General features: G+C 67.0%; 29 protein-coding genes. 13 read left to right on the plus strand and 16 right to left on the minus strand.

Going from position 1 to position 26,382, the window contains the following annotated elements:
- Positions 1 to 5 precede the first annotated feature (5 nt).
- Positions 6 to 962, plus strand: coding sequence for a hypothetical protein (locus HSX14_RS22750; RefSeq protein ID WP_111263856.1), 957 nt, complete (start codon positions 6 to 8; stop codon positions 960 to 962).
- Positions 963 to 969: 7 nt separating this feature from the next.
- Entirely contained in the window at positions 970 to 1,548 is a 579-nt protein-coding gene (locus HSX14_RS22755; protein WP_173171870.1) for a lytic transglycosylase domain-containing protein, read from the plus strand.
- On the opposite strand, the gene HSX14_RS22760 is transcribed toward HSX14_RS22755, so the two are convergent.
- Together HSX14_RS22760 and HSX14_RS22765 are read right to left on the minus strand one after the other, a co-directional pair.
- The gene (locus tag HSX14_RS22760; RefSeq protein WP_173171868.1) at positions 1,545 to 1,820 is read right to left on the minus strand and encodes an acylphosphatase; all 276 of its coding nucleotides are present in this window, start codon (positions 1,818 to 1,820) and stop codon (positions 1,545 to 1,547) included. The genes HSX14_RS22755 and HSX14_RS22760 overlap by 4 nt on opposite strands.
- A gap of 2 nt (positions 1,821 to 1,822) precedes the next feature.
- On the minus strand, positions 1,823 to 2,302 hold the full coding sequence (locus HSX14_RS22765; RefSeq protein WP_111263858.1) for a TlpA disulfide reductase family protein: 480 nt from the start codon (positions 2,300 to 2,302) through the stop codon (positions 1,823 to 1,825).
- A gap of 30 nt (positions 2,303 to 2,332) precedes the next feature.
- Between HSX14_RS22765 and HSX14_RS22770 the strand changes: the two genes are divergently transcribed.
- The gene (locus HSX14_RS22770; protein ID WP_173171866.1) at positions 2,333 to 3,742 is read left to right on the plus strand and encodes a PilZ domain-containing protein; all 1,410 of its coding nucleotides are present in this window, start codon (positions 2,333 to 2,335) and stop codon (positions 3,740 to 3,742) included.
- A 127-nt stretch (positions 3,743 to 3,869) separates the two neighbouring features.
- Complete coding sequence (locus HSX14_RS22775; protein WP_173171864.1) at positions 3,870 to 4,262, plus strand: hypothetical protein; 393 nt, start codon at positions 3,870 to 3,872, stop codon at positions 4,260 to 4,262.
- Positions 4,263 to 4,323: 61 nt separating this feature from the next.
- Here HSX14_RS22775 and HSX14_RS31485 read toward each other — a convergent pair whose 3' ends face one another.
- Both HSX14_RS31485 and HSX14_RS22785 read right to left on the minus strand, forming a co-directional pair.
- A complete protein-coding gene (locus HSX14_RS31485; RefSeq protein ID WP_111261707.1) occupies positions 4,324 to 4,521 on the minus strand; it encodes a hypothetical protein in 198 nt (65 codons plus the stop codon).
- Positions 4,522 to 4,688: 167 nt separating this feature from the next.
- Complete coding sequence (locus HSX14_RS22785) at positions 4,689 to 5,909, minus strand: YihY family inner membrane protein (protein WP_173171862.1); 1,221 nt, start codon at positions 5,907 to 5,909, stop codon at positions 4,689 to 4,691.
- Positions 5,910 to 6,025: 116 nt separating this feature from the next.
- On the opposite strand from HSX14_RS22785, the gene arsC reads away from it, so the two are divergent.
- The 3 genes from arsC to HSX14_RS22800 are packed head-to-tail and all read left to right on the plus strand — an operon-like array spanning position 6,026 to position 7,384.
- Positions 6,026 to 6,379 (plus strand): arsenate reductase (glutaredoxin), encoded by a 354-nt coding sequence (arsC, locus tag HSX14_RS22790; RefSeq protein WP_173171860.1) that lies wholly within the window; start codon positions 6,026 to 6,028, stop codon positions 6,377 to 6,379.
- Entirely contained in the window at positions 6,376 to 6,981 is a 606-nt protein-coding gene (gene wrbA / locus HSX14_RS22795; RefSeq protein ID WP_111261710.1) for an NAD(P)H:quinone oxidoreductase, read from the plus strand. The genes arsC and wrbA overlap by 4 nt, the downstream gene beginning before the upstream one ends.
- Positions 6,974 to 7,384, plus strand: coding sequence for a DUF2069 domain-containing protein (locus tag HSX14_RS22800; RefSeq protein ID WP_173171858.1), 411 nt, complete (start codon positions 6,974 to 6,976; stop codon positions 7,382 to 7,384). Before wrbA ends, HSX14_RS22800 begins: the two co-directional genes overlap by 8 nt.
- Before the next feature lie 40 nt (positions 7,385 to 7,424).
- Here the strand turns inward: HSX14_RS22800 and hda are convergent, their stop codons facing one another.
- The 3 genes from hda to HSX14_RS22815 are packed head-to-tail and all read right to left on the minus strand — an operon-like array spanning position 7,425 to position 10,308.
- Complete coding sequence (gene hda / locus HSX14_RS22805; RefSeq protein ID WP_173171855.1) at positions 7,425 to 8,129, minus strand: DnaA regulatory inactivator Hda; 705 nt, start codon at positions 8,127 to 8,129, stop codon at positions 7,425 to 7,427.
- A complete protein-coding gene (locus HSX14_RS22810) occupies positions 8,126 to 9,220 on the minus strand; it encodes an AI-2E family transporter (RefSeq protein ID WP_173171853.1) in 1,095 nt (364 codons plus the stop codon). The genes hda and HSX14_RS22810 overlap by 4 nt, the downstream gene beginning before the upstream one ends.
- 44 nt (positions 9,221 to 9,264) lie before the next feature.
- Positions 9,265 to 10,308, minus strand: a complete 1,044-nt coding sequence (locus HSX14_RS22815) for a DUF2066 domain-containing protein (RefSeq protein ID WP_173171851.1) — start codon at positions 10,306 to 10,308, stop codon at positions 9,265 to 9,267.
- 241 nt (positions 10,309 to 10,549) lie between these two features.
- Here HSX14_RS22815 and purM point away from each other — a divergent pair, with 241 nt between their 5' ends.
- The 4 genes from purM to HSX14_RS22835 all read left to right on the plus strand — a co-directional run bounded on the left by purM (position 10,550) and on the right by HSX14_RS22835 (position 13,391).
- Positions 10,550 to 11,608 carry a phosphoribosylformylglycinamidine cyclo-ligase gene (gene purM, locus HSX14_RS22820; protein ID WP_173171849.1) on the plus strand — a complete coding sequence of 353 codons (1,059 nt, stop codon included), beginning with the start codon at positions 10,550 to 10,552 and terminating at the stop codon, positions 11,606 to 11,608.
- A complete protein-coding gene (gene purN, locus HSX14_RS22825) occupies positions 11,608 to 12,258 on the plus strand; it encodes a phosphoribosylglycinamide formyltransferase (protein WP_173171847.1) in 651 nt (216 codons plus the stop codon). The genes purM and purN overlap by 1 nt, the downstream gene beginning before the upstream one ends.
- A 12-nt stretch (positions 12,259 to 12,270) precedes the next feature.
- Entirely contained in the window at positions 12,271 to 12,984 is a 714-nt protein-coding gene (locus HSX14_RS22830; protein ID WP_173171845.1) for a DUF3108 domain-containing protein, read from the plus strand.
- 134 nt (positions 12,985 to 13,118) lie between these two features.
- Positions 13,119 to 13,391, plus strand: coding sequence for a Rho-binding antiterminator (locus tag HSX14_RS22835; RefSeq protein WP_173171843.1), 273 nt, complete (start codon positions 13,119 to 13,121; stop codon positions 13,389 to 13,391).
- Between the two features lie 168 nt (positions 13,392 to 13,559).
- On the opposite strand, the gene HSX14_RS22840 is transcribed toward HSX14_RS22835, so the two are convergent.
- The 7 genes from HSX14_RS22840 to HSX14_RS22870 form a co-directional block, all read right to left on the minus strand.
- Positions 13,560 to 14,099, minus strand: coding sequence for a DUF2058 domain-containing protein (locus HSX14_RS22840; protein ID WP_111261719.1), 540 nt, complete (start codon positions 14,097 to 14,099; stop codon positions 13,560 to 13,562).
- 20 nt (positions 14,100 to 14,119) lie between these two features.
- A complete protein-coding gene (gene mazG / locus HSX14_RS22845; protein WP_173171841.1) occupies positions 14,120 to 14,950 on the minus strand; it encodes a nucleoside triphosphate pyrophosphohydrolase in 831 nt (276 codons plus the stop codon).
- 148 nt (positions 14,951 to 15,098) lie between these two features.
- On the minus strand, positions 15,099 to 17,348 hold the full coding sequence (gene relA / locus HSX14_RS22850; RefSeq protein WP_111261721.1) for a GTP diphosphokinase: 2,250 nt from the start codon (positions 17,346 to 17,348) through the stop codon (positions 15,099 to 15,101).
- An 83-nt stretch (positions 17,349 to 17,431) separates the two neighbouring features.
- Positions 17,432 to 18,787, minus strand: coding sequence for a 23S rRNA (uracil(1939)-C(5))-methyltransferase RlmD (rlmD, locus tag HSX14_RS22855; protein ID WP_173171839.1), 1,356 nt, complete (start codon positions 18,785 to 18,787; stop codon positions 17,432 to 17,434).
- Positions 18,774 to 18,974 carry a hypothetical protein gene (locus tag HSX14_RS22860; RefSeq protein WP_173171837.1) on the minus strand — a complete coding sequence of 67 codons (201 nt, stop codon included), beginning with the start codon at positions 18,972 to 18,974 and terminating at the stop codon, positions 18,774 to 18,776. Before HSX14_RS22860 ends, rlmD begins: the two co-directional genes overlap by 14 nt.
- Positions 18,971 to 19,873 carry a cysteine synthase CysM gene (gene cysM, locus HSX14_RS22865; protein WP_173171835.1) on the minus strand — a complete coding sequence of 301 codons (903 nt, stop codon included), beginning with the start codon at positions 19,871 to 19,873 and terminating at the stop codon, positions 18,971 to 18,973. The genes HSX14_RS22860 and cysM overlap by 4 nt, the downstream gene beginning before the upstream one ends.
- Before the next feature lie 245 nt (positions 19,874 to 20,118).
- On the minus strand, positions 20,119 to 22,443 hold the full coding sequence (locus tag HSX14_RS22870; RefSeq protein WP_173171833.1) for a TonB-dependent receptor: 2,325 nt from the start codon (positions 22,441 to 22,443) through the stop codon (positions 20,119 to 20,121).
- Between the two features lie 207 nt (positions 22,444 to 22,650).
- On the opposite strand from HSX14_RS22870, the gene HSX14_RS22875 reads away from it, so the two are divergent.
- Together HSX14_RS22875 and HSX14_RS22880 are read left to right on the plus strand one after the other, a co-directional pair.
- Positions 22,651 to 23,331 (plus strand): Fe2+-dependent dioxygenase, encoded by a 681-nt coding sequence (locus tag HSX14_RS22875; protein ID WP_173171831.1) that lies wholly within the window; start codon positions 22,651 to 22,653, stop codon positions 23,329 to 23,331.
- Position 23,332: 1 nt separating this feature from the next.
- Positions 23,333 to 24,151, plus strand: coding sequence for a tetratricopeptide repeat protein (locus HSX14_RS22880; protein ID WP_173171829.1), 819 nt, complete (start codon positions 23,333 to 23,335; stop codon positions 24,149 to 24,151).
- A gap of 75 nt (positions 24,152 to 24,226) precedes the next feature.
- Here HSX14_RS22880 and HSX14_RS22885 read toward each other — a convergent pair whose 3' ends face one another.
- Positions 24,227 to 25,585 (minus strand): sensor histidine kinase, encoded by a 1,359-nt coding sequence (locus HSX14_RS22885; RefSeq protein ID WP_173171827.1) that lies wholly within the window; start codon positions 25,583 to 25,585, stop codon positions 24,227 to 24,229.
- The gene (locus HSX14_RS22890; protein WP_173171825.1) at positions 25,585 to 26,295 is read right to left on the minus strand and encodes a response regulator transcription factor; all 711 of its coding nucleotides are present in this window, start codon (positions 26,293 to 26,295) and stop codon (positions 25,585 to 25,587) included. The genes HSX14_RS22885 and HSX14_RS22890 overlap by 1 nt, the downstream gene beginning before the upstream one ends.
- Between the last annotated feature and the right edge of the window lie 87 nt (positions 26,296 to 26,382).

Raw genomic sequence — 26,382 nt, forward strand, 5'->3', positions numbered from 1 at the left:
AAGAAATGTTCAAGCGTAGTTCCATCCGCCTCACCGGCGCCGCCCTCGGCGGCGCCCTCTTCCTCAGCGGCTGCGCCAACCACCTGCCCCAACGGGCCGAACACGAGGAGCGCGTCGAGCGCAAGCTGCTGAGCCATGAGCTGCAGATCGATGTCGGCGAGCCACGTGTGCTGGAACTGCCGCAACGCCGCGTGCGTGTGAACGAACAGAAGACCTTCGAGGTGACCGAGTTCGAGGTCACCCGTCGCTACGACCGCTACACGCCCTACCAGCCCTGGCGCGAGATCTACGAGATCCCGCTGGGCGCCGTGGCCGTGGTGGCCGGTGTCGGTGCCAACGTGCTCAACGTGGTGCTTTTGGGCAGCCTGCCCGATACCGCGACCAAGGACTGGATCAGCTACGGTTTTGCCGGCCTCAATCCCTTCATGAACGTCGAGTCCAATGGCCGCTCCGAACAGAACCTGGCCGATATCGACGAGCAGCAGCGCGACAAGCGCGTCGAATACTCCAGCCTGCCCTGGGCCGAGCGCCCGGTGCTGGTGACCGCCGGCAAGCAGAGCAACGAGCTGCTCACCGACCGCCACGGCGTCTTGCGCCTGAACCTGCTCGATGGCCCCTTCGCCGAGCAGGACACCAGCCGCATCGGCAAGCTGCTGCTCAGCGTGGAAGACCCGCTCGACGGCACCCGCTCCGAATCCAGCCTGATGGTCAGCCGCTCCCTGCGCGGCAAGCTGCAGGAAGCCCACGCACTGATCTTCGAGGACCTGGAGGACGATGAAGTGCCGCAGTGGGTGCATCGGGTCAAGCGCCTGTCCGAGCTGGGCCTCGAAGAGGAAGCCAGCGAGCTGGAACAGAGCCTGATCGAACTGACCCGCAACGACCCCGAGCTGCAGCAGGAATTCCTCAAGGCCTTGATGAAAGACGCAGGGCGCCTGGCCGCCGACCCCGGCGAAAGCGACTGACCCCAGCATGCCCGCGCCCTGGCCAACGCTGCTCCTCAGCGGCCTGCTGGCGCTGGCGGCCCCCGCCTTCGGAAGCCTGCGCCAGGCGCCGGAGCCCGAACTGCGGCAATTGCTGCAACGCACGGTCGCCGAGGCGGACAGCTTCGGCGATCGATTCGACGCCGAAGTCTGGCTTCTCGACATGTCCACCCGCCTGAAGCGCTACGTGCCCGACCCGGCCGAGCGCCTGGAACTGCTCAGGCTGGTGCACCACGAGGCGAGCAAGGCCGGCCTCAGGCCGGACCTGGTGCTGGCGCTGATCCATACGGAAAGCCGTTTCGACCGTTTCGCCATCTCCGCAGTGGGCGCCCAGGGCATGATGCAGGTGATGCCCTTCTGGAAGGCCGAGCTGGGCCGCCCCCAGGACAACCTCACCGACAACGCCACCAACCTGCGCTACGGCTGCACCATCCTGAGCTACTACCTGAAGAAGGAACGGGGGGACATCAACCGGGCACTGGCGCGCTACAACGGCAGCCTCGGCGAAAGCTGGTACCCGGCCAAGGTGGTCGGGCTGTGGCAGGACATCTGGTACGTACGCCCCTAGCGGCGCACGATGAAACCGGCGATCCCTTGCAAGGGCTGCTCCTGCAGCTCGACCGCCGTGACCTTCGCCCCGCCGGGGCCCTGCTCGAGCCAGGCTGCCAGTTCGCGCACCGCCGGTTCCTCGCCCTCGAACAGCACCTCCACGCGACCGTCCGCCAGGTTGCGCACCCAGCCATCCAGATCGAGGCGGTCCGCCTGTTCCTGGGTCGACTGGCGGTAGGAGACACCCTGGACCTTGCCGCTCACATAGCCGTGCAGACAGATGCGCGCCATGCTCATTCCCCTTCCTTCAGAGCGACCAGGCGCTCGTTGAGCCCGGCGGCGGTCTGCTCACCCATCAGGCGCTCGCGCACCTTGCCCTGGGGATCGATGATGTAGGTCACCGGCAATGCCTCGCTGCGCGGCAACTGGTAGCGCTCCGCAGGGTCCTGGGCGAGTACCGTGAAGGTGATGCCCATCTGCTTCGCGGCCTTCTCCAGTTCGGCCCCTTGCAGGCCGTCGAAGTTCACGCCCAGTATGCGTACGCCCTTGCCCTCGGACTGGCCGGCCAACGCGTTGAGCTCGGGGATCTCCGTGCGGCAGGGGCCACACCACTCCGCCCAGTAATTAATCACCAACCACTGGTTTTCGAGGCCGGCAGTCGCTACCTTCTGTCCATGTTGGTCGAGGCCGATATCGTCCGAACAGCCTCCCAGCAACAGCCCGGCACCCATGAGAATGAGCGCCCCGAAAACAGCCTGGAGTCGTGATCCCATGCAATCGATCCTCGTATATGCAGGGTTGATATGACGCTGGATGCCCTGTGCCTGGAAGTGCCGGACATCCTCGAAGAGGACACCCCTATCCTGGCGGGCCTGAACCAGTTCCTCGCCGACGCCCGCCAGCAGCCGCAGGACGGCGCATTGCAGCAGGTGCTCGGCCAGCTGTTCCGGCTCAATCGAAGTGCGGTGACCTTACTCGAAAGACAGCGCGCGCTGCAAAGCTTCAGCGAGGAATACCGCCACTACGCCACGGCCTATGAGCACGGCGCCCTGCCGCCGATGCTGTTCCTGCGCCTGTGCAGTGAACTGGCCGCCGGCTTCAAGCGCCTGCTGCTGCAGATCCTCCAGGGTCGCCAGCCCTCGCTGCCGCACCTGGCCTGGTGCCTGTACATGGCCCAGCACTTCATCGCGCAGACGCTGATGCGCCACTACCAGCACTACCAGGAGCCGCCCGGCGCGCTGTGGCGCGACAGCCACTTGCTGTACTGGATCGGCGAGCACCAGGGCTGCCTGGACGAGCCGGTCGCCGCCGCTTTCCGCCCGGTTCCGGCCAGCACCCTGCGTGGCCTCTACCAGCAGGTGCTGCTGCTGGCCCTGAGCAACCCCTTCCACCTCACCGAGGGCGAGTGCACCCTGCTGTTCGGCGCCCTCGCGCCCCTTGCCGGGCTGGCCCACCTGCTGCCCTGGGACCAGGAAGACGAGAGCGAGGGCCCGACCATCGATCTCACCGACGCACAGCCCTACGTGCCTTACGATCGCCAGCAGGCGCTGACCGGCGGCCCCTACCTGCGCCGCATGGAACTGGGCCCGCTGCTGATCGCCCTGCACGAACCCGCGCCCCTGCGCAGCGCCGCCGAGCACGACCTGCTGGAACGCGTGAGGCAGAACTGGCTGGGACGCCAGCAGCGTCGCCACCCCCGCACCGAATACGAAGGCTCCTGCAGCATGGTGGTAGGCCTGCCCGCCATCCATGCCCAGCTGCTGGCCCAACGTCCGGTCAGCCTCGATGCCCAGATGCTCGACGCCAGCGCCGGCGGTGCCCGCCTGCTGTGCCACTCGGACCAGGGCCCGCAACTGCCGGTAGGCCAACTGACCCTGTTGCTCAACAGCGGCACCCCGACGCTGGCCCTTGTGCGCTGGCGACACACCAACCAGGAAGGCCTGCACCTGGGCCTGCGCTACCTCAAGGGCCTGCCGCGCCCGGTCTGGCTGCGCCGCGCCCCCAATTCGCAGACCCACCCCGGCGTACTGCAGAGCACCCCCGCCCCCGGCAACGGCTGGCACCACGGCCTGTGGCTGCCGAAGGACCAGTTCGTCAGCGGCGAACACCTCTGGCTGCAACTCGCCAGCGTGCACAACCAGGCCATCCTGCCGCTACCCGAGCCCAACCTCAGCACCTCGATGGTCACGCGCTATCCGCTGAAAATGGCCTGATCGGCGAAAGTGCGAGACCGGTCACGCCGCCCATCGGCCAAGCGCACAGTTTCGTCCGCGTGCCCTCCTTATAATTCCCCGCACTAACCGTACGAACGTACCGCTATCAGCCTGGAAATATCGCCCAATGTCCCAGAACCAAGACAAGCTGATCGGCCCCGTGCCTTCCCGCATCGTCGAGGCGGCTCGCCTGATCGTCACCCCCTATGAAGGGCGGGTCGCCGAGTTCAACGTCGCCGCCTGGCTGCAACTGCCAGGCCTGGCCAACCTGCCGGTTTCGCTGCTGATCAACTACCGCGACGGCGAGATCCGCCGCGAAGTCTCGGTGGACCACGGCAAGGTCAACGCCCACGGCAAGATCCTGCTCTCGGGCATCGCTCGCATGACGGTCAAGCACAAGATCGAAGACATGCAGGTCCGCCTGAGATCGGCGGTGCCCGTCCAGGGCCTGCTGGTGGAGGAGCTCTTCGTCCAGGCCGTGGAGCAGGCCGGAGCCGACAGCCGCCAAGCCCTCGCCTGAGAACGCCAGGCTGCAACGAAAAACCCCGCGCCTGTCGCGGGGTTTTTCATTGGCGTTCGGCTCAGGCGCGTGCGGCGCCGTTGCTTGGGGTGGGCGGCTCCTGATCCTCGTCCCGACGGGCTTCGGGCACGGGGGTGGGCGGCACCAGGGATTCGGGCCATTGCGAGAACTGCAGGCCGGTGATCCGGTTCAGACGCTCGAGCGCCTCCTGCGGATCACGCTCGTGAAGATGGACGACTTTGCCCTTGGCCTTGCTCATAGAACACATACTTCCTTGGCTAATCCCTGTCTGATAGCAGAGTGACAGCAGACTCTGCCTGAGATTGCCAGAAACGTGCCACATTCTGCCAGCAGCGCCTTCGGGCCCTGGCAGCGGCCCTGTCGCTGGGGAGCCGCTGGCAATGTGCCGCAAACTGCCTTTTTTTGTCACTCGGGCGCAGGCCGCAGCCAGCCGGCCAGGCTCCCGTCGAACAAGGCCTGTTGCTCCTGGTGCACCCCCTCCAGCGCGGCCTTCAACGGTGGGTACCAGGCCTCGTCCAGATGCGCCGGCAGTTGCGATGGGCGCGGCAACGGCCAGGGGCAATGGCTGAGCAACTGGTGCAGGCTGTAGTGGTTCAGGTCACGCGACAGCACCCAGGAGCCGCCTCCCACGCGGCACGCCAGGTGCTGGCTTTCGAGCAGCTCCATCAGCTCCAGCCACTCATCTTCTGGCAGCAGCCAGCCGGCACGTTGCGCATCCAGGTGCCGCGTGGGCAGGCCTCGCTGCTGGCGGTCGTGCATGACCCGCAGCACGCCCATCAGCACCAGCAGGCGCGGCATCGCCTGGCGCCGCCAGTGGCGTGAGCTGGTGAGGTTGCATACCAGCTCCGCGCCGAACAGCACGATGAGCCAGGACACGTAGATCCACAGCAGGAACAGCGGCACCGTGGCGAAGGCACCGTAGATCAACTGGTAGCCCGGGAAGAAGCTCACGTAGAGACCGAACAGCGCCTTCGCCGACTCGAACAGCAGCGCGGTGAAAGCGCCCCCGGTCAATGCATGGCGCAGCGGTACACGGGCATTGGGCACCGCCGCGTAGAGCAGCGTGAACGCCGCCACGTTGAACAGCAGCGGCGTGAAGCCGAGGAGGATGCGGGTGCCGGCGATCTCGTTGAGGCTGGAAAGCATCGACAGCGAGGTGATGTAGGTGCTCACCGCGAACCCCGTCCCCAGCAGCAGCGGCCCCAGGCTGAGAATGGCCCAGTACAGGAGGAAGCTGGACACCCCGCGCCGTGGCTGGCGCACCCGCCAGATCGTGTTGAAGGCCTTCTCGATGGTCACCAGCATGGTGAAGGCCGTCACCGCCAGCAGCGCCACGCCCACCCAGGTCAGGTGCCGCGCCTGCAGCGTGAAGCCCTGCAGGTATTCCTGCACCGCCTCGCCGGTCGATGGCACGAAGTTGTGGAAGATGAAACGCTGGATCTGCTCGCCCATGCCCTGGAAGGCCGGGATCGCCGAGAGCATGGTGAAGGTCACCGTCATGATCGGCACTACGGCGAACAGGCTGGTGTAGGTCAGCGCTGCAGCGCTGTTGAAACCGTGGTCGCTGATGAAGCGATGCAACAGGAAGCGCCAGAACTCTTCCACGTCTTTGATGCGTTGGCGCATTCCATCTCCTTAATGCTGGGTGCCCTGTCCGCCGGCCGACTCGACACGCAAGGTTCAGGCCTGCGCCCGGACGCGGTTAGAATAGCCGCCTCCCACAAGGCCTTGCGACCCCCGCCATGACCGAAATGACGCTGTATCACAATCCCCGCTGCTCGAAATCCCGCGGCGCCCTGGAACTGCTCGAGGCGCGAGGCCTCTCGCCGCATATCGTGCGCTACCTGGAAACCCCGCCCAGCGTCAGCGAGATCGAGACCCTGCTGCGCCGCCTCGGCATCGGCGCCCGCCAGTTGCTGCGTACCGGCGAGGACGACTACAAGGCGCTCGGCCTGGATGACACCCAACTCGACGACGCCGCGCTGATCGCCGCCATGCATGCCCATCCCAAGCTGATCGAGCGCCCCATCCTGGTGGTCGGCGAGAAGGCCGTGATCGGTCGCCCGCCGGAGAAGGTCCTGGAGATCCTGCCTTGAGCACGCCCTACATCCTGGTTCTCTACTACAGCCGCCATGGCGCCACCGAACAGATGGCCCGGCAGATCGCCCGTGGCGTGGAGCTGGGCGGCATGGAGGCGCGCCTGCGCACCGTGCCCGCCGTCTCCAGCGAATGCGAGGCGGTGGCCAGCGACATCCCCGCCGACGGCCCGCTCTACGCCAGCCTCGACGACCTGAAGAACTGCGCCGGCCTCGCGCTCGGCAGCCCGACGCGCTTCGGCAACATGGCCGCGCCGATGAAGTATTTCCTCGACGGCACCAGCAGCCTCTGGCTCAGCGGCGAACTGGTCGGCAAGCCGGCCGGCGTCTTCACCTCCACCGCCAGCCTGCACGGCGGGCAGGAGACCACCCTGCTGTCCATGCTCCTGCCGCTGCTGCACCACGGCATGCTGGTCACCGGCCTGCCCTACAGTGAACCGGCCCTGCTATCCACCAGCGGCGGCGGCACCCCCTACGGACCCAGCCACTACGCCGGTGCCGACGGCAAGCGCGCCCTCGACGAACACGAAACCACCCTTTGCCGCGCCCTGGGCCAACGCCTGGCCACGACGGCGATCCGCCTGGAGAAGCCCCGTGGCTAAGAAACCCAAAGTGCTCCCCGAACTGGACTGGCTCGCCCCGCGCCTGGCCATCAGCCGAGCCCTCAGCCTCATCGCCTTCTTCGGCCTGGCCTTGCTGCTGGTGGTCTGGACCCTGGTGTACGCCGAACTCAACGGCGCCCGCCCCTGGGTGGTACTGAGCATCGAGCTGCTGCCACTGGCGCTGCTGGCGCCGGGCATGGTCCTCGGCAACGCCCGCGCGCATGCCTGGGCCTGCTTCGTGATCAACCTGTACTTCATCCAGGGCGTGCTGGCTGCCACCGACCCGAACCGCGCGCTGTTCGGCTGGCTGATGGGCGGGCTGAGCCTGCTGCTGTTCTGCGCCGCGCTGCTCTACACGCGCTGGCGCTTCCAGTACAACCGCAAGCTGGCCGGGGAAAACTGAGCAGGGACGCGAAGCGGCGCGGCCAGGGCCGCGCCGGGGTTCACCAGCCCAGGGTTTCCTTGAGGAAGGGGATGGTGAGCTTGCGCTGGGCCTGCAGGGAGGCCTGATCGAGACGTTCGAGCAAGTCGAACAGGGCGCTCATGCTGCGCGAGCCGCGGGTGAGGATGAAGCGCCCGACCTCATCGGTCAGGTGCAGGCCACGGCGCGAGGCACGCAGTTGCAGGGCGCGCAGCTTGTCCTCGTCGGACAGCGACTGCAGCTGGAAGATCAGCGCCAGGGTCAGGCGCGACTTCAGGTCCGGCAACTTCACCGCCAGCTCCCGCGGTGCGGTATTGGCCGCCAGCAGCAGCTTGCGACCCGAATCACGCAGGCGGTTGAACAGGTGGAACAGCGCCTCCTCCCAGTCCGCGCGCCCGGCTACCGCATCCAGATCATCGAGGCAGACCAGCTCGCACTGCTCCAGGTTGTCGAGGATCGCCGTCCCGTATGGCGCCAGCTCCGCCAGCGGCAGGTAGACCGCCTGCTCGCCCCGCTGCTCGAAGCGCAGGCAGGCCGCCTGCTGCAGGTGGCTGCGACCGACGCCCTCCCCGCCCCAGAGGTAGATCAGGCTTTCGGTCCAACCGGCATCGGCCTCGCAGAGGCGCTCGACATAGCCGAGTGCCGCGGCGTTGGCGCCGGGGTAGTAGTTGGCAAATGTCGCGTCGTCACGCAAGCGGATGCCGAGGGGAAGCTGAATGGGTTTCATGCCGAGTCGCTGGGTTCGTCGGAACCGCTGCCGGTCTCTCCGTAAAGTTGGGAAAGTTTATAGAAATCATGCGCATGGCGCAGCAAAACCATGATCACGGCGGCCACCGGCAGTGCCAGCAGCACACCGGTGAAACCGAACAGCTGGCCACCGGCGAGGATGGCGAAGATCACCGCCACCGGATGCAGGCCGATGCGATCGCCCACCAGCAGCGGGGTCAGCAGCATGCCCTCGAGCAACTGGCCGACGCCGAACACCACCGCGACGCCGATCAGCGGATACAGGTCGAAGCCGCTGAATTGGAACAGCGCGGCCGCCACGGCGGCACCGAAGCCGACCACGAAGCCCATGTAGGGAACGATGCTGGCGAGCCCGGCGAGCAGGCCGATCAGCAGCCCGAGATCGAGCCCGATGGCCATCAGGCCCACGGCGTAGATGGTCCCCAGCGCCAGCATCACCAGCAACTGGCCACGGATGAAGGCGCCGAGTACCTCGTGGCACTCACCGGCGAGCTTCACCACCAGCCCCTCGCGGGCACGCGGCAGGAGCCCGCGGAGCTTGGCGACCATCAGGTCCCAGTCGCGCAGCAGGTAGAAGCCAACCACCGGGATCAACAGCAGGTTGCCGACCCAGCCCACCAGCGCCAGGCCCGAGGCGGTGGCACTGGCCAGCAGCACGCCGACCACGTCGGTGGTCTGGCCCAGGTGGCCGCTGATCACTTCCTTGAGCTTGTCGAAGCGCCAGAACCCCTGCGGCAGGCCCAGCTTGGCCTGCACCCAGGGCAGCGCGCTGTTCTGCAGCCAGTCGAGCATCTGCGGCGCCAGCTCGTAGAGGCGCACCAGCTGGCGGCCGAGCATGGGCACCAGCACCAGCAGCAGGGCCAGGAGGATCAGGCTGAACAGGGTGAATACCGCCACCACGCCCCAGGTGCGTGACAGCCCCAGGCGCTCGAGGCGATCCACCAGCGGATCGCCCAGGTACGCCAGGAGCATGCCGATCAGGAAGGGGGACAGGATCGGGTGCAGCAGGTACAGCAGCCAGCACAGGAGCAGGACGCCCCCCAGCCAGAGCCAGCGACGCGAATCGGTCATGGAGAAACCTCAGCCTTGAGTTGCGGGAGCGGCCGTCCGGGCCCTCACCAATGGAATCGCAATACCGGGTCGCGCGGCTGCACCTGCGGTGCCGGCGCCGCCCCCGGGGTGGCAGGAGCCTGGCCTGCATCCACCGGAGCGGCTTCGGGAGCGGACTCCTGCAGGCCGCTCAGGGCCAACTGGGCACGCAGTTGCTCGCCGCTGGCGTTGATCTGGTAGCGCAGCAGGTCGCCCTCGACCTGCACCAGGCGGGCGCCGAAAGGCTCCAGCGCGCGGGACAGTTCGGCGTAGCGCGCGAGGTCGGCGCCCTTCACTTCCAGGACCTGGCTCTGGCCGACACCCGCCGCCACGACGAAGCGCGGCGCCAGGCGCTGGCTCACGGCGAGCAGCACGGCGTCGGCGACGGCGGCCTGGTCGGCTCCCTCGACGTTGCCCTGGTCGCGGTTGTCGCCCAGCCACAGGTGCCACTGGGCCTTCCACTTGCCATCGGCCTCGCTGGCCAGCACGGCGAGCAGGGCGTCGGCGGAATAACGCTCGGAGGCCGGACGCAGCGCCTCCGGGTCGGTCGCCACCAGAGCCTCGGGCGTGGCCACCAGCTGTTCGCTGAGATCCGCCAGCGGCAGGCGCAGGGGCAGGCCACGGTGCTGGGCGGCATCACGCAGCGGCTTGGCCGCCTCCTGGGCATCCCCCACCAGGCTCGCGCCGTCGCTGCCCTGGTTCAGCCACCAGGCGAGGATCGCCGGGCGATTGGCGCCCCACAGCGGAACGCCGGCCTGGCGCAGGGTGCGCTCGGTGGTCACCGGGTCGAAGTCCACCAGCAGGGACTGGCCCTCGTAGCCGAACTGGCTGATCAATTGCTGCGGATTCTTGCGCGCCTCGGCCAGGGCCGGGTTATCCAGCGCCTTGGCATCGCCCGCGAGACGGATGACCAGGGTCTCCAGCGCGCGATTCAAGGCCTGGTCACGCTCGGCCGGCTGCTGCGAGGCGACGGGTTCGCGCACCTGGTAGAGGCCGCCGACCGTTTCGGCGAAGGCCGGCAGGCTGGACAACGGCAGGCAGACCATGAGCAGGCGGGCGATCAGGCGCATTGGGACTCTCGACATTCTGTTGGACGGCGGCTGGCCGCGAGTGAAGGGCTATACCTTAAACAGGCCCAACCTCACCGGCAACGGGCCGGATACCGGGCGAGCACTTATTTGAACGCTTTTCGCCAACACCGACCGCTGCCGATGGCCGCTGTGGGTCAAGCCTGATAAAATCGCGCGCCTTCGCAAACCGGCAGCCAGACTTGCCGGTCGATCCTCGAATTTCCCCTATAGGCCTGGATTTATGAGCAAGCAACCCTCCCTGAGCTACAAGGACGCTGGTGTGGACATCGACGCGGGCGAAGCCCTGGTCGAACGCATCAAAGGCGTGGCCAAGCGCACCGCGCGCCCTGAAGTGATGGGCGGCCTGGGTGGCTTCGGCGCCCTCTGCGAAATCCCGGCCGGCTACAAACAGCCCGTGCTGGTCTCCGGCACCGACGGCGTCGGCACCAAGCTGCGCCTGGCGCTGAACCTGAACAAGCACGACAGCATCGGCCAGGACCTGGTCGCCATGTGCGTGAACGACCTGGTCGTCTGCGGCGCCGAGCCGCTGTTCTTCCTCGACTACTACGCCACCGGCAAGCTCAACGTCGACGTGGCCGCCACCGTGGTCACCGGCATCGGTGCCGGCTGCGAACTGGCCGGCTGCTCGCTGGTGGGCGGCGAGACCGCCGAGATGCCCGGCATGTACGAAGGCGAAGACTACGACCTGGCCGGCTTCTGCGTCGGCGTCGTGGAAAAGGCCGAGATCATCGACGGCTCCAAGGTCGCCACCGGTGACACCCTGATCGCCCTGCCCTCCTCCGGCCCGCACTCCAACGGCTACTCGCTGATCCGCAAGATCATCGAAGTCAGCGGTGCCGACATCGAGAACGTGCAGCTCGACGGCAAGCCCCTGGCCGACCTGCTGATGGCGCCGACCCGCATCTACGTGAAGCCGCTGCTCAAGCTGATCAAGGACACCGGCGCGGTGAAGGCCATGGCCCACATCACCGGCGGCGGCCTGACCGAGAACATCCCGCGCGTCCTGCCCGAAGGCGCCCAGGCGGTGATCGACGTCGCCAGCTGGACCCGCCCGGCCGTGTTCGACTGGCTGCAGGAGAAGGGCAACGTCGACGAGCGCGAGATGCACCGCGTCCTCAACTGCGGCGTCGGCATGGTCATCTGCATCGCCCCCGAGCAGGTCGAGGTGGCCCTGGAAACCCTGCGCGCCGCTGGCGAGCAACCCTGGGTCATCGGCCAGATCGCCGCAGGCGCCGAAGGCAGCGAACGCGTCGTCCTGAACAACCTGAAAAGCCACTGATGTCCGACCGCTGTGATGTGGTGGTGCTGATCTCCGGTTCCGGCAGCAACCTCCAGGCCCTGATCGACAGCAGCTCCAACGCCGACAGCCCGGCACGCATCCGCGCGGTGATATCCAACCGCGCCGATGCCTACGGGCTGGAGCGCGCCCGCCAGGCGGGGATCGCCACCCGGGTGCTCGACCACACGCAGTACGCAGGCCGCGAAGCCTTCGATGCGGCGCTGGTCGAGGCCATCGACGCCTACGCACCGCGCCTGGTGCTGCTGGCGGGCTTCATGCGCATCCTCACCCCCGGCTTCGTGCGCCACTACCAGGGGCGCCTGCTCAATATCCACCCGTCCCTGCTGCCCCTGCACAAGGGCCTGCACACCCACCAGCGTGCGCTGGAAGCCGGCGATGCGGAGCACGGCTGCAGCGTGCATTTCGTCACCGAGGAACTCGATGGAGGCCCTCTGGTCGTACAGGCGGTAATCCCGGTAGAGTCTGGCGATACGCCGGAAAGCCTGGCCAGACGGGTGCATGCCGAGGAACACCGTATCTACCCGCTGGCCATGCGCTGGTTCGCCGAAGGTCGCCTGCACCTGGGCGAGCAAGGCGCGCTACTGGATGGCCAAGCGCTGCCCCCTTGCGGGCAGCAACTGCGTAACTAGGAGATTTTGCCGATGCGTCGTGCCCTGTTGTTGCTCCTCGCCCTGTTCACCCTGCCGGTCACGGCGGCCGAGCTGAAGCCCTTCGAGGCCAGCTACACCGCCGACTGGAAGACGATGCCCATCAGCGGCACCGCCGGGCGCAGCCTGAAGAAACTGGACGATGGCCGCTGGCAGCTGGATTTCGAGGCCTCCATGCTGGTGGCCAGCCTCACCGAAACGAGCGTGTTCCGCCTGGAGAACAATGCCTTCCTGCCGCAGACCTACCGCTTCAACCGCAGCGGCCTGGGCAAGAGCAAGCAGATCGAGCTGGATTTCGACTGGGGCGAGAAGCAGGTGATCGGCAGCGATCGCGGCAATCAGGTGCGCGTACCGCTCAACCGTGGCCTGGTGGACAAGTCCACCTACCAGCTGGTGCTCCAGCACGACGTCGCCGCCGGCAAGAAGAGCATGAGCTACCAGGTGATCGACGGCGACGAGGTCGAGACCTACGACTTCCGCGTGCTCGGCGAGGAGAAGGTGGAAACCAAGGCCGGCACGGTCGACGCCATCAAGGTCGAGCGCGTGCGCGACCCCACCCAGAGCAATCGCAAGACCGTTCTCTGGTTCGCCAAGGAATGGGGCTACCTGCTGGTGCGCCTGAACCAGGTGGAGAAGGACGGCAAGGAATACCAGATCATGCTCAAGGAAGGCACGGTCGACGGTCGCAAGGTCGAAGGCGCCCAGTAAGGCGCGAGCGACACCGAGAAGCCGGGCCGATGCCCGGCTTTTTCATGCCCTTACAAAGGTGGGCTGGCAGCGTGCCGACGGGGGTATAGGATGATCGGAACCCTGGATCGAGACTCCCGCCCGAGGAGGCCGAGATGAGCCAATACCTGCCCCTGTCCTGCGAGCTCTACGACTTCATCGAGATCGCCTGCATGCACCGCTATCAGTTGCTGATCGAGCTGGACGACGGCGCCAGCCTCGAAGCCCGCGCGGTGAGTACCGAAACCACGCCGGCAAAGGAAGAGTTCTTCATCGTCCAGGGCGAAACCGGCCGCGAGCGCCTGCGCCTGGACCACATCGCCGCCATCACCCCGCTGACCGAAGGCGCGAGCTTCGGCCGGGTACTGCTGGGCAACCAGATCTGCTGATGATCCACCTCCCGGGCCGAGTCGGGTTACAGGCAATCCCTGTAGGTCGGGTACAACCCGACAAGCAGCGAGCACCGGGCTCCGCGAGCTTCACCCGCCCTACTGCCGACTCCAGGTACCCATGAAAAAGCCGGGCATCGCCCGGCTTCCTTCATACCCGTCCCGCACTCACCACATCAGGTCGTCCGGCACCTTGTAGGCGGCGTAGGGATCGTCCGCATCCGCTTCCTCGGTGGGGGTGTTGAGCAGCAGGATGCGGCGCGGATCGCGCTCCTGGATACGCAGCGCGGCATCACGCGGGATGATCTCGTAGCCGCCGCCGTGCTGGACGATGGCCAGGGAGCCACGGCTCAGCTTGTCGCGGACCATGTCGTTGACGGCGATGCGCTTGACCTTCTTGTCGTCGACGAAGTTGTAGTAGTCCTCGGTGGTCAGCTTGGGCAGGCGCGAACTCTCGATGAGCTGCTTGATCTGCGCCGACCGGGCCTTCTGCTCGGCCTTCTCCTGCTGCTGGCGGTTCAGCTCCTGGTCCCGGGCGACCTTCTCGGCCTGGGCCTTGAGAGCGGCCTGGCGCTGGGAATCGTCCTTCTCGACCTGGTTCTTCTTCTCCAGGCGCTGCTGCTTCTGCTGTTGCTTGCCGGCCTGCTTGACCTGCTTTTCATTGACCAGCCCGGCTTTCAGCAGTTGGTCACGGAGGGAAAGGCTCATGGGTAATTCAGTCTCTCTGCTTAGCAGCCAAGGGCGGCTTTTTCCTGTTTCTTGGCTTCGCCCCACAGGGCATCCAGTTCGTCCAGGGTGCAATCTTCGATGGGACGACCCGCTTCGCGCAATGCCTGTTCGATGAATCGGAAGCGCCGCTCGAATTTGCCGTTGGCCGAGCGCAGGGCGGTTTCCGGGTCCACCTTCAGGTGGCGCGCCAGGTTGACCACCACGAACAGCAGGTCGCCGATCTCGTCGGCCACGGCGGCAGGGTCGTTGTCGGCCATCGCCTCCAGCACCTCGTCCAGCTCCTCGCGCACCTTGTCCACCACCGGCAGCGCCTCGGGCCAGTCGAAACCGACCTGGGCGGCACGCTTCTGCAGCTTGGCGGCGCGGCTCAGGGCGGGCAGCACGGCGGGTACGTCATCCAGCAGGGACAGCTGCTCGGGTGCTGCGGCCTTCTCGGCGCGCTCCTCGGCCTTGATCGCCTCCCAGCGCTGCTTGATGGCGGCCTCTTCCAGGCGTGCCATGTCCGGCGCGCCGTACAGGTCGCCATCGGGGAACACGTGAGGGTGGCGACGTACCAGCTTGCGGGTGATGGCATCGACGACGGTGGCGAACTCGAAGCGGCCCTCCTCCCGCGCCAGCTGGCTGTAGTAGACGACCTGGAACAGCAGGTCGCCCAGCTCGCCCGGCAGTTGCTCGAAATCGCCCCGCTCGATGGCATCGGCCACCTCGTAGGCTTCCTCGATGGTGTGCGGGACGATGGTCGCGTAATCCTGCTTCAGGTCCCAGGGGCAGCCGTACTGCGGGTCACGCAGCCGGGCCATCAGGTGCAGCAGATCATTGAGTTGGTACATGGCAGGTCCGATGATATATGCCCGACACGACCTGAGCGTCGCGAGCGAAGGGCTGGCTAGGCGGAATGGGGCCGGAAAAGCGGAGTTGGCTAGTGCCAATGAGCATTTTCCGGTCCCTTTCCAACAACGCCAGACCGAGCGCCACAGCTCAGGCGGCGCGGTTACGGCGGGCTTCGATGATATTGGGCAGCTGCGAGATACGCGCCAGCAGACGCCCCAGCGCATCCAGCCCGGGGATCTCGATGGTCAGCAACATGGAGGCGGTGTTGTCCTCCTTGTTCGAGCGGGTGTTCACCGCCAGCACGTTGATGCGCTCGTTGAGCAGCACCTGGGAAACGTCGCGCAGCAGACCGGACCGGTCGTACGCCTTGATGACGATATCCACCGGATAGGTCTGCACCGGCACCGGGCCCCAGCTGACCTGGATCATCCGCTCCGGCTCGCGACCCGCCAGTTGCAGCGCCGAGGCGCAGTCCTGGCGGTGGATGCTGACGCCGCGACCGAGGGTGATGTAGCCGACGATCGGATCACCCGGCAGCGGCTGGCAGCAGCCTGCCATCTGGGTGAGCAGGTTGCCGACGCCCTGGATCTGCACGTCGCCACGCTTGCCTGGCTTGTGCTGCCCGGCGACGCGACGGGGGATCAGCTCCAGCTGTTCGCTGCTGCCACGCTCCGGCTCCACCAGTTGCTGCGCGCAATTGACCACATGCGCCAGGCGCAGGTCTCCGGCGCCCAGGGCGGCATGCATGTCCTCGGCGGTACGCAGGTTGCACTTCTCGGCGAGCTTCTCGAAATCCACCGGCGGCAGCGCCAGGCGTGCCAGCTCGCGCTCGAGCATGGCCTTGCCGGCGGCGACGTTCTGGTCGCGGGCCTGCAGCTTGAACCAGTGGACGATCTTCGCCCGCGCCCGCGAGGTGGTGATATAGCCCAGGTTGGGGTTGAGCCAGTCACGGCTGGGCGAACCCTGCTTGCCGGTGATGATCTCCACCTGCTCGCCGGTCTGCAGGCTGTAGTTCAGCGGCACGATGCGGCCATTGATCTTGGCGCCCCGGCAGTTGTGGCCGATCTCGGTGTGCACGCGGTAGGCGAAGTCCAGCGGCGTCGCGCCCTTGGGCAGGTCGATGGCGTGGCCATCGGGGGTGAAGACGTAGACGCGGTCGGGCTCGATATCCACCCGCAGCTGTTCGGCCAACCCGCCGATGTCGCCCAGTTCCTCGTGCCACTCCAGCACCTGGCGCAGCCAGGAGATCTTCTCTTCGTAGTGGTTGGAGCTGGATTTGACGTCGGTGCCCTTGTAGCGCCAGTGGGCGCAGACGCCCAGCTCGGCTTCCTCGTGCATGGCGTGGGTGCGGATCTGCACCTCCAGCACCTTGCCGTCCGGGCCGATCACCGCCGTGTGCAGGGAGCGGTAGCCGTTCTCCTTGGGGTTGGCGATGTAGTCGTCGAATTCCTTGGGGATGTGCCGCCACAGGGTGTGCACGATGCCGAGCGCGGTGTAGCAGTCGCGCACCTCCGGCACCAGCACGCGCACGGCGCGCACGTCGTAGATCTGGCTGAACTGCAGGCCCTTGCGCTGCATCTTCCGCCAGATGGAATAGATGTGCTTGGCGCGACCGCTGATGTCGGACTTGATGCCCGTGGCGGCCAGTTCCTCGCGCAGCTGGTTCATCACATCGGCGATGTACTGCTCGCGATCCAGGCGGCGCTCATGCAGCAGCTTGGCGATCTGCTTGTATTGGTCAGGCTCCAGGTAGCGGAAGGACAGGTCCTCCAGCTCCCACTTGATATGGCCGATGCCCAGGCGATGGGCCAGGGGCGCGTAGATGTCGAAGACCTCGCGGGCGACGCGGTGGCGCTTCTCGTCGTCGGCGTTCTTGACCTCGCGTATGGCGCAGGTCCGTTCGGCCAGCTTGATCAGCGCGACGCGCACGTCGTCGACCATGGCCACCAGCATCTTGCGCAGGTTCTCCACCTGCGCCTGGGTGCCCAGCACCAGGGAATGACGCGGGTTGAGGCTGGCGCTGATCGCGGCCATGCGCAGCACGCCCTCGATGAGCTTGGCCACCACCGGGCCGAAGCGCTGGTTGACGTCGGCGAGCTGGATCTTGCCCTCGCGCACGCCGCGGTAGATGACCGCCGCCACCAGAGACTCCTGGTCCAGCTTGAGGTCGGCGAGGATCTCGGCGATCTCCAGGCCGGTCTGGAAACTGGAGGTGCCCTCGGCCCAGAGGTTCTGCGCGGCGTTGGCCTGCTGCTCGGAGTCCCGGGCGAATTCGCAGGCCTGTTTCAGCACCTCGCGGTCCAACACCGGATCGAGACTGAGGACATGGTCCAGCCACGCCTCGAGGTTGATACTGCCGTCGGTGTTGACCGGCTGTTGCGCTCTGACCTGTACCATCTTGCCTTACCTTCCCTACGACGTACGCCCGTCACGCCGAATGTTCGCCAGCCTCTCTGGGCCAGTCGGATTACGCGAGCATCCTAGCCCGCCTCGAATAACGCCATGGCCTCGACATGGGCCGTCTGCGGAAACATGTCGAGGATGCCGGCTCTCCTGAGCCGATAACCCTGCCGGACCAGCTCGGCACTGTCGCGTGCCAGCGTCGCCGGGTTGCAGGACACATACACCACGCGTTTCGCGCCGAGCCCGCCCAGGTGGCGGGCGACCTCGAAAGCGCCGTCGCGCGGCGGGTCCAGCAGCACTGCATCGAACCCCTGCCGGGCCCACCGGGCCTCGGCCAGCGGCTTCGACAAGTCGGCCTGGAAAAAGTGCGCATTCTCCAGACCATTGATTACCGCATTGCCACGGGCGCGTTCGACCATGGCATCCACACCTTCCACCGCCACCACCTCGCGCACCTGGCGCGCCAGCGGCAGGGCGAAATTGCCGAGCCCGCAGAACAGGTCCAGCACCCGCTCGGACGCCTGCGGTGCCAACCAGTCTAGCGCCTGGGCGACCATCGCCTCGTTGACCGGCGCATTGACCTGGACGAAATCACCCGGCCGGTATTCCAGTTCCAGGCGCCACTGTTCCAAACGGTAACCCAGGCGCATGGCCGGGTCGTCCGCGTGCGGCTCGCCCGCACCGTGCAACCACAGCTGGGCCTGGTGTTCGGCGCAGAAATGCCGCAGGCGCTGCAGGTCCGCCTCACCCAGTGGCTGGATGTGGCGCAGCAGCAGCGACGAGGCATTGCCGTGAAAGAGCTCGACATGACCGAGGGCTTGCGGCCTTTCCAGGCTGCGCAGCAGTTGCGGTAACGCACGGACGATAGACTGCAAGGGCTGTACCAGCACGAGGCAGTCATCGATGCCGATGATGGTCTGGCTGGCGGCGGCGCGGAAGCCGACGTCCAGGCGCGCGGCCTTGGCGTCCCAGCGCACAGCGATGCGAGCGCGGCGGCGGTAGGCGAACTCCGGCCCCACCAGCGGTGCGGCCCAGGCCTCGGGCTCGAGCCCGGCGACGCGCGACAACTGCTCGGCCAGCGTGCGCTGTTTCAGGGCGAGCTGCTCGGCATGGGGCAGGTGCTGCAGGGTGCAGCCGCCGCACTGGCCGGCATGGGCACAGGGCTCGGCACGCCGCAGCGGGCTGGCCACCAGCACCTTCTCCGCGCGTGCCTCGACGATCTGGGCGCGGGCGCCGAGTACACGGGCCTCGACCTGCTCGTCCGCCAGCGCACCGGAAACGAACCAGGTACGCCCTTCGACGAAGGCGATGCCACGGCCGTCGTTGGCCAGGCGCTCGATGGACAGGCGCTGCTTCTTGCCGGTCGGCACCTGCTGCGTCGAGCGGGTGCCGCCACTGGGCTGGAAGCGCAGGCCGCCGCTACGCTTGGCCATGTTTCACATCCTTGGGCAGATACCAGGAGCGCTGCAGCAGGGCCGACGGCGCATAGCGGGAAACGGACGCAGCGGCGCCCAGGGCGAGGCCCCGGCTGGCGCCGCTCACGGGGTGCAGGTGAATGCGATAGGCGCGCAGCGAGTAGCGGCCTGCACAGCCATCGGGACGGGGAATGACGAGTCTCACGGGATCGGGTCGTACACGCCGGTGGACAGGTAGCGGTCGCCGCGATCACAGATGATCGCCACCATCACCGCGTTCTCCACCTCGCGGGACAGGCGCAGCATGGCCGCCACCGAGCCGCCGGAGGACACGCCACAGAAGATGCCTTCTTCCCGGGCCAGCCGGCGCATGGTCTGCTCCGCCTCGACCTGGGCCATGTCGACGACGCGATCGACGCGATCGGCCTGGTAGATCTTCGGCAGGTATTGCTCGGGCCAGCGACGAATGCCGGGGATGGCCGAGCCTTCCTGGGGCTGCAGGCCGACGATCTGGATCGCGGGGTTCTGCTCCTTGAGGTAGCGCGAGGTGCCCATGATGGTGCCGGTGGTGCCCATCGAGCTGATGAAGTGGGTGATGGTGCCCTGGGTCTGGCGCCAGATCTCGGGGCCCGTGCCGACGTAGTGGGCCTCGGGGTTGTCGCCATTGGCGAACTGGTCCAGCACCTTGCCTCGGCCTTCGGCCTGCATGCGTTCGGCCAGGTCGCGAGCGCCCTCCATGCCCTCCTCCTTGCTGACGATGATCAGCTCGGCGCCATAGGCGGTCATCGCCGCCTTGCGCTCGGCACTCATGTTGTCCGGCATGATCAGGACCATCTTGTAGCCCTTGATCGCCGCCGCCATGGCCAGCGCGATGCCGGTGTTGCCCGAGGTCGCCTCGATCAGGGTGTCACCGGGCCGGATGGCACCGCGCAGTTCGGCGCGGGTGATCATCGACAGGGCCGGGCGGTCCTTCACGGAACCGGCGGGGTTGTTGCCTTCGAGCTTGACCAGGAGGGTGTTGCTGGTGGCTCCGCCCAGGCGCTGCAGGCGCACCAGCGGAGTGTTGCCGATGCAGTCGGCGATGGTTGGGTACTGCAGGGTCATGGCGGGGTTCGCAATCCAGACGCAGGGGGTGCACATGATACCGGCAAACCGGCGATGGCCATATCGCGGGAAGGTGTCGCGTTATGCCATGAGGCTATATGCATGGAACCGACGGCTATTGCAGGGCCGGTCCGGCCCGCGTCGCGACCCCGCCCCTCCTTATATAGGTACGCGAGAACGACGAAGCCCCGGCAGCGATCGCGACCGGGGCTCCGTGGCCTGGCGGGGCGGCAGGACCGCGCCGATCAGAAGTGGAAGTTGGTGCTGAGCAGCGCCGTACGACCCGCCGCCTGGTTGGCGAAGTGGGTGGTGAAGGCCTTGTCGTAGTAGGTCTCGTCGGTGAGGTTCTGCACGTTCAGCTGCAGGTCGACGTTCTTGGTCAGCTGGTAGGCCGCCATCGCGTCGTAGCGCCAGTAGGACGGGACGTACACGGAGTTGTTGTTGTCGCCGAACACGTCGTCCACGTAGAAGGCACCGGCGCCGAGGGTCAGCTTCGGCAGTACCTGGTAGGTGGTCCACAGGCTGAAGCTGTTCTTCGGCGTATTGGGCATCTCGTTGCCCTTCGCCGCGTTGACGGTGCTGGTCACCAGGCCCGTACGGTTGCCCACGGCACCCGGGTCGACCAGCTCGCTGTCCAGGTAGCTGTAGCCGGCGAACACCTGCCACTTGTCGGTGATCTTGCCGCTGGCGGTCAGCTCGAGGCCGTCGACGCGGGTCTTGCCGGCGTTCTCGTAGGTGTAGTTGCTCACCAGGACGCGGGTGTTTTCCTTCTCGGTGCGGAAGATCGCGGCGGTCAGCGACAGGCGCTCATCGAGCAGGTCCCACTTGGTGCCCAGCTCGTAGTTGGTGGTCTCTTCCGGCTCCAGGTCGCTGACGATACTGGTCGGCGTGCCCACGGACGTCGGCAGGGCGTTGCCTTCCGTGCCCTCGCCCAGCATGGAGCCCGGTGGCGTCGCGGACGTGGCGTAGGAGGCATAGATGCTGCCGTTGCTGGCCGGCTTCCATACCAGGCCCACCTGGTAGTTGACGAACTCGGCGGTATCGGACGCCTTGAAGGTGGTGGCGCCAGAGGCGGACTTGGTCCTGGACTCGGTCTGGAAGTTGTCGTAGCGCAGGCCCAGGTTGAGGATCCACTGCGGGTCCAGCTCGATGCTGTCGAAAGCGTAGAGCGCACGGGTATCGCCGGTGGTCACGGTGGCGGCGTAGTTGCGCGCGACGCTGCCGGCCCAGGGGTCGTCCGGGTTGGGATTGCCCAGCGAGGTGCAGTTGTAGCCGGTGCCGGCGCCCGTGGTCGGGCAGTTCAGGGTGCCGGTCCCCACCGAGTTGGCGACCGTGTAGGAAGAGCGATCGGACTCCTCGCGGGACAGCTCGATCCCCGTGGAGAAACTGTGCTTGAGCCCGGCCAGCTGGAAATCGCCGAACAGGTCGGTCTGGTTGGTGGTGGTGGCGGTGTTGCTCACACGGCTGTTGGCGCGGCGCCAGACGGTGCCATTGATCACGTTGCCCTTGCTGTCGTCCGGCTGGGTCAGGATGTAGTCCTGCATGCTGTTGCCGTGGCGCAGGGTGTTCTTGAGGGTCAGCGAATCGGTCAGGTCGTGCTCGATGGCGATGGTCGCGATGTCCGCCCGGGTCTTGCGGAAGTCACGGCTGGTCAGGCCATAGAAGTTGCTGCTGTCGCCGCCGTCGACGGGTTTGTCCGGGCTGCCCGCGGTGTGGGTGGAGCCCACCGAGTAGCCGTAGGGGATGCCCGAGTCCGGCAGGTCGTCGCTTTCCAGGTGGTAGAAGTCGAGGTTCACGCGGGTGTCGGTGCCGAGGCCGAAGGCCAGCGACGGGGCCACGCCCCAGCGGTCGTAGTTGACCTTGTCGCGGCCGGCGACATTGCTCTCGTGGCTCATCAGGTTGAGGCGGAACGCGGCGGTGTCGAGGAACTGCTGGTTGATGTCGGCGGTGTAGCGCTGGGTCTGGTCGGAACCCCAGGTGAAGCCACCGTCGATGGAATCACCGAGGTGCGCCTTCTTGGTCACCAGGTTGAGGCTGCCACCGGCCGAGCCACGGCCACCGAAGGACGAGTTCGGCCCCTTGCTCACCTCGATGGACTCGATGGCGAAGATCTCGCGGGTCTGCGAACCGGTGTCGCGCACGCCATCGAGGTAGGTATCGGACTGGGCGTCGAAGCCGCGGATGAAGGGACGATCGCCCTGGGGGTTGCCGCCCTCGCCCGCCCCCATGGTGATACCGGGCACGGTGCGCAACGCGTCCTGCAGGCTCAGCGCGCCGGTGTCCTTGATCACCTGCTGCGGAACCACGGTCACGGAGCGCGGCGTGTCCACCAGCGGCGCGGTGTACTTCTGCGAGGCGGAGCGCTGGACCTGGTAGTCCTCGCCCCCGATCTGCTCACCGACCACCGAGGTGGCATCGAGCGAGATCACGCCGTCCTGTTCGCCATCCTTCTTCTCCGCTTGCGCGGCATGGGCAACCGGTGCCAGGGAGGCGGCCGAGAGGGCGACGCCGATGGCGGATGCCAGCAGGCGCTGGGCAGAAGCGGTGGATTCGAGTGACTGACGCGACATCGTTTTCCCTCCCCAGGGATCTCAGAGGCCGCGGAATCTATTTCAAAACGTTTACACTATCAATTGCCATATATTCTCATTTGCATCTTTTTTACAAACTTTACACTCGTCCGCGCAGACCGTCGGCAGGCCCGGCCAATCCCCTTGCCAGCAACAAATGTAAATCACTATCATTTGCGCTTTTTTCCCATCCGGAGGCCCCCGACCATGCTCCTGCGCATACCCGGTGTATTCACGCCCGAAGAGGCCGCCCGCATCCGCGAAGCGCTGGAACAGGCCGACTGGGCGGATGGCCGCGTCACCGCCGGGCACCAGTCGGCGAAGGCCAAGCACAACGAGCAACTGGTGGAAGGCCATCCCCTGGCGAAGGAAATCAGCGCGGCGATGCTGCAGCGCCTGTGGACCCACCCGCTGTTCGTCTCCGCCGTGCTGCCGCTGAAGGTCTTCCCGCCCCTGTTCAACCGCTACACGGGCGGTGGCACCTTCGACTACCACATCGACAACGCCATCCGCCGCATTCAGGGCAGCCCCGAGCAGGTCCGCACCGATGTCTCCGCCACGCTGTTCTTCAGCGAACCGGACAGCTACGACGGCGGCGAACTGGTGATCCAGGACACCTACGGCACCCAGCGCGTGAAGTTCGCCGCCGGTGACCTGGTCATCTACCCCTCCACCAGCCTGCACAAGGTGGAGCCCGTGACCCGGGGCGCACGCATCGCCTCGTTCTTCTGGACCCAGAGCATGGTCCGCGACGACGGCCAGCGCACCCTGCTCTACGAGATGGACCAGGCGATCCAGGGCCTGACCCGCGACGTACCCGAACACCCCGCGCTGATCCAGCTCACCGGCACCTACCACAACCTGCTGCGGCGCTGGGCGGACACCTGAAATGCACGTCACCCTCAGGCGCACCGAAACCCTCAGCGCAGAAGAACTGCGCGAGCGACTGGCCAGCGACCCTCGCCAGGCCGCACGGATCATCCTCGGTGCCGCCCGCGACGGCCTGACCGATGCACAGACGCTGCTGGGGCAGATCCTCCTCGACGGCAAGGGCATCGAGAAAGACCCGGCCCTGGCCCGCGCCTGGTTCCGCATCGCCGCCGACAACGGCGACGCCATGGCGCGCAACATGCTCGGCCGCTGCCTGGAGCACGGCTGGGGCGGTGACGTCGACCTGGTGGAGGCTGCCAACCAGTACCGGCAGGCCATCGCCAGCGGGCTCGACTGGGCCCTGTACAACTACGCGGGCCTTCTGGCCACCGGACGCGGCGTCGAGCTCGACCAGGCGGCCGCCTTCGCCCTCTACCTGCGGGCGGCCGAAGCCGGGCACGCCAAGTCGATGAACCTGGTGGGGCGCTATTTCGAAGAGGGCATCGCCGTGCCACGCGATGCAGGAATCGCCCTGGACTGGTACCGGCGCTCGGCCGAGGCCGGCGACTTTCGCGGCCAGTTCAGCTATGCCGCGGTACTGGCGGCACAGGGGCGGATCGACGAGGCCCTGGGCTGGCTGCGACGCTCGCTGGCCGCCGGCAATCTCAACTTCCTCCGCACCAGCCGTGCCAGCCTGGCCCAGGCCAGCGACCCGCGCATACGGGCCCTGGCCGGCGACTTCCACCAGCGCGCGAGCGAACTCGGCGACGACAGCGACCATCAGGCCCAGCAGCGTTTCCTGGCCCAGGACGGCGACGGTGTGAATATTCTCAACTAGCTCGGCCGCCCATCCTTTCAGGGAGACATTCGGATGGCCGCCAGGAAGCCTCGGGGCCCGAGTCCTATGGCGTTCTCAGCCTGACCCCGAGGCGCCGCCCGGCCAGGCTTGCAGGCGCATGTGCAAGCCCAGCCCCGGATTCAGGTTGCACGCCCACAGTCGGCCCCCCTGAAGATCGATGGCGCTGCGGGCGATGCTCAGCCCCAGGCCGAAACCGCCATCGCCGGGCCGCGCCTCGTCGAGCCGGGAGAAGGGCTCGAAGATCAGCTCCAGGTGTTCTTCCGCCACCCCCGGTCCCTGGTCGCGGAGGCACAGCAGCCAGTGCTCGCCCTCCTGGCGGCCGGACAGCGTGACCAGCCCGCCCGCAGGTGAATGGCGGATGGCATTGCGCAGCATGTTCTCCAGGGCCTGGGCCAGGCTGTTGAGGTGGGCCTTGACCACGCACCGCTCGTCCAGCTCGAAACGCAGTTGCTCCCGGGGCCATCCCGTCTCGAAACAGGCGTCTTCCGTGAGCACGTCCCAGAGCGGCCGCAACGGCACCGCCTCCTGGGGGAAACGCGGGCGCTCGGAATCCATCCAGGCCAGCTCCAGGGTGTTTTCCACCAATTGCTGCATCACGCCGATCTCGCGCTCCAGGCGCTGGCGCAGCGCCGGCAGGTCGTCCTCGCGCTCGCTGGCCGCGCGCAGGCGGCTGAGCGGGGTCCGCAGTTCGTGAGAGAGGTCGCTGAGCAGCCGGCGCTGGTAGACCACGGTGCCTTGCAGGCGATCGGCCATGTGATCGAAGGCCCGGCCCAGCTCTCCGAGCTCGTCCCGCCGCGAAACGAAGGGTTCGCCCAGACGCGCGCCGAGGTCGTCCGCCTTCAGCGAATTGGCCTGTTCGCGCAGGCGCGCCAGCGGGGCGATGAACAGCCGGTAGAGCAGCATGCACAGCAGCAGGGCGAGCAGCCCGGGCACCACCTTCTGGGCGATGAAGAACAACAGCGGCCGTGGGCCCCAGGGGCTGAAGCGTTGCGGCAGGAGCATCACCAGTTGCCCGTCCTGGCCCTCGAAGGGAATGCTCAGCGTGCGGGGTTCCGGCGTCTGCCGCCCCATCGGCCACTCCAGTTGCCGCATGAAGCCCAGGCGACGGCGCTGCTCCTCGCTGACCGGGCGGCTGCCCAGGGGGAACAGGTGCTGGTCGAGCACCAGCACCCAGCTGCCCTCGCGGCGCTCCAGGTCGGCCTGGAAGGCATCGACGCCGGCCCGCCCTCCCTCACGCCAGGCCCGCTCGGCCTCATGGGCGTAGCCGCGCAGGGTCGTGCGCGCCGCGTCGGACAGGTAGGAGGTGCGCTCGCCGATGAGCTGACCGAACGACAGCGTCAGGGCGATCATCACCAGGCAGAAGCCGACGAGGATGATCGCCAGCTTCCAGAACAGCGAATGGCGACCGGGCATCAGCCTTTCCCGCTGGTGAGCACGTAGCCCTTGCCCCAGACGGTCTCCAGCCGCCACTGGGCATAGCCGAGCCGCGCCAGTTTGCGACGGATGTGGCTGACGTGCATGTCCAGGCTGCGGTCGTGCTGCGAGTAGGCGCGGTGCAGCACGTGCTGGTAAAGGAACGCCTTGCTCTGCGCCTCCTCCATGTGCCGCGAGAAGGTGACCAGCAGGCGGTACTCGGTGGGCGTGAGTTCGGCCCAGCGCCCGCGATAGCTGATATCCGAGCGCCCTTCGTCGAACTTCAGCTCCAGTGCCTCGCTGGGCGGTTCCGGCTCACGCCGTTCGTAGGCCACGCGACGCAGCACGGCATCCACCCGCACCTGCATCTCCGCCATGCTGAAGGGCTTGGGCAGGTAGTCGTCCGCCCCCTGGCTGAAGCCGGCGATGCGGTCCTGCTCGGCGCCCAGCGCGGACATCAGGATCACCGGCACGCGGCGGCGTCGGCGCAGCTCGGCGAGCACCTCCAGGCCGCTGCGCCCGGGCAGCAGGATGTCCATGAGGATCAGGTCGAAATCCTCGGCGCAGGCCAGGCCCAGGGCCTCATCGCCATCCCGCCGCAAGGTCACGTCGAACCCCCGGCGACCGAGGTGATCGCAGAGATGGGAGGCCAGGACGGGGTCGTCCTCGATGGCGAGGATGCGGGCACTCTGGGGGATACTGACGTTCATGGAATCACCAGCAAATGCGAATTATTCGTTAATAGAATCGCATTCTGGCAAATCGCCGCCTGGATTCCCATATCACCGCCTGGATTC

It is taken from the genome of Pseudomonas tohonis (assembly GCF_012767755.2).
Classification (GTDB): domain Bacteria; phylum Pseudomonadota; class Gammaproteobacteria; order Pseudomonadales; family Pseudomonadaceae; genus Metapseudomonas; species Metapseudomonas tohonis.

What these genes read in the sequence shown, in the direction of transcription:
- HSX14_RS22785 (WP_173171862.1), bottom strand. Translation starts at nt 5,909, where the DNA reads ATGCGCCAACGCATCAAAGACGTGGAAGAGTTCTGGCGCTTCCTGTTG.
- purN (WP_173171847.1), top strand. Translation starts at nt 11,608, where the DNA reads ATGTCCGACCGCTGTGATGTGGTGGTGCTGATCTCCGGTTCCGGCAGC.
- hda (WP_173171855.1), bottom strand. Translation starts at nt 8,129, where the DNA reads ATGAAACCCATTCAGCTTCCCCTCGGCATCCGCTTGCGTGACGACGCG.
- relA (WP_111261721.1), bottom strand. Translation starts at nt 17,348, where the DNA reads ATGGTACAGGTCAGAGCGCAACAGCCGGTCAACACCGACGGCAGTATC.
- HSX14_RS22810 (WP_173171853.1), bottom strand. Translation starts at nt 9,220, where the DNA reads ATGACCGATTCGCGTCGCTGGCTCTGGCTGGGGGGCGTCCTGCTCCTG.
- HSX14_RS31485 (WP_111261707.1), bottom strand. Translation starts at nt 4,521, where the DNA reads ATGAGCAAGGCCAAGGGCAAAGTCGTCCATCTTCACGAGCGTGATCCG.
- HSX14_RS22750 (WP_111263856.1), top strand. Translation starts at nt 6, where the DNA reads ATGTTCAAGCGTAGTTCCATCCGCCTCACCGGCGCCGCCCTCGGCGGC.
- HSX14_RS22830 (WP_173171845.1), top strand. Translation starts at nt 12,271, where the DNA reads ATGCGTCGTGCCCTGTTGTTGCTCCTCGCCCTGTTCACCCTGCCGGTC.
- HSX14_RS22875 (WP_173171831.1), top strand. Translation starts at nt 22,651, where the DNA reads ATGCTCCTGCGCATACCCGGTGTATTCACGCCCGAAGAGGCCGCCCGC.
- HSX14_RS22760 (WP_173171868.1), bottom strand. Translation starts at nt 1,820, where the DNA reads ATGGCGCGCATCTGTCTGCACGGCTATGTGAGCGGCAAGGTCCAGGGT.
- HSX14_RS22890 (WP_173171825.1), bottom strand. Translation starts at nt 26,295, where the DNA reads ATGAACGTCAGTATCCCCCAGAGTGCCCGCATCCTCGCCATCGAGGAC.
- arsC (WP_173171860.1), top strand. Translation starts at nt 6,026, where the DNA reads ATGACCGAAATGACGCTGTATCACAATCCCCGCTGCTCGAAATCCCGC.
- mazG (WP_173171841.1), bottom strand. Translation starts at nt 14,950, where the DNA reads ATGTACCAACTCAATGATCTGCTGCACCTGATGGCCCGGCTGCGTGAC.
- HSX14_RS22775 (WP_173171864.1), top strand. Translation starts at nt 3,870, where the DNA reads ATGTCCCAGAACCAAGACAAGCTGATCGGCCCCGTGCCTTCCCGCATC.
- HSX14_RS22885 (WP_173171827.1), bottom strand. Translation starts at nt 25,585, where the DNA reads ATGCCCGGTCGCCATTCGCTGTTCTGGAAGCTGGCGATCATCCTCGTC.
- rlmD (WP_173171839.1), bottom strand. Translation starts at nt 18,787, where the DNA reads ATGGCCAAGCGTAGCGGCGGCCTGCGCTTCCAGCCCAGTGGCGGCACC.
- cysM (WP_173171835.1), bottom strand. Translation starts at nt 19,873, where the DNA reads ATGACCCTGCAGTACCCAACCATCGCCGACTGCATCGGCAACACTCCG.
- purM (WP_173171849.1), top strand. Translation starts at nt 10,550, where the DNA reads ATGAGCAAGCAACCCTCCCTGAGCTACAAGGACGCTGGTGTGGACATC.
- HSX14_RS22815 (WP_173171851.1), bottom strand. Translation starts at nt 10,308, where the DNA reads ATGCGCCTGATCGCCCGCCTGCTCATGGTCTGCCTGCCGTTGTCCAGC.
- HSX14_RS22770 (WP_173171866.1), top strand. Translation starts at nt 2,333, where the DNA reads ATGACGCTGGATGCCCTGTGCCTGGAAGTGCCGGACATCCTCGAAGAG.
- HSX14_RS22880 (WP_173171829.1), top strand. Translation starts at nt 23,333, where the DNA reads ATGCACGTCACCCTCAGGCGCACCGAAACCCTCAGCGCAGAAGAACTG.
- HSX14_RS22755 (WP_173171870.1), top strand. Translation starts at nt 970, where the DNA reads ATGCCCGCGCCCTGGCCAACGCTGCTCCTCAGCGGCCTGCTGGCGCTG.
- HSX14_RS22765 (WP_111263858.1), bottom strand. Translation starts at nt 2,302, where the DNA reads ATGGGATCACGACTCCAGGCTGTTTTCGGGGCGCTCATTCTCATGGGT.
- HSX14_RS22835 (WP_173171843.1), top strand. Translation starts at nt 13,119, where the DNA reads ATGAGCCAATACCTGCCCCTGTCCTGCGAGCTCTACGACTTCATCGAG.
- HSX14_RS22870 (WP_173171833.1), bottom strand. Translation starts at nt 22,443, where the DNA reads ATGTCGCGTCAGTCACTCGAATCCACCGCTTCTGCCCAGCGCCTGCTG.
- HSX14_RS22840 (WP_111261719.1), bottom strand. Translation starts at nt 14,099, where the DNA reads ATGAGCCTTTCCCTCCGTGACCAACTGCTGAAAGCCGGGCTGGTCAAT.